At 69.7% G+C, this 419-nt stretch carries 1 protein-coding gene; it reads left to right on the forward strand.

Annotated elements, in window-relative coordinates; translation table 11 throughout:
- Window positions 1-419 (forward strand): HAMP domain-containing protein (locus AA75_RS41030; protein WP_149038679.1); only part of this gene is annotated, 419 nt, incomplete at both ends.

Here is a 419-nt window from a genome sequence, read left to right on the forward strand (position 1 = left end):
GCAGGTCCGCTCGATCGCCCAGGTGGCCACTGCCGTCGCCCGCGGCGACCTGTCCCGGAAGATCACCGTCGAGGCCAAGGGCGAGGTCGCCGCCCTCGCCGACGTGATCAACACGATGGTCGGCACCCTGTCGAGCTTCGCGGACGAGGTGACCCGGGTCGCCCGCGAGGTGGGCACCGAGGGCATCCTGGGCGGCCAGGCCCGGGTGGCCAACGTCGCCGGGACCTGGAAGGACCTCACCGACAACGTCAACTTCATGGCCCACAACCTCACCAGCCAGGTCCGCAACATCGCCCAGGTGACCACCGCCGTCGCGGGCGGCGACCTGACCCGCCGGATCGACGTGGACGCCCGCGGCGAGATCCTGGAACTCAAGACGACCATCAACACCATGGTCGACCAGCTGAGTTCGTTCGCCG

Origin of the sequence: Kitasatospora sp. MBT63, assembly GCF_000710465.2 — a bacterium.
Lineage (GTDB): Bacteria > Actinomycetota > Actinomycetes > Streptomycetales > Streptomycetaceae > Kitasatospora.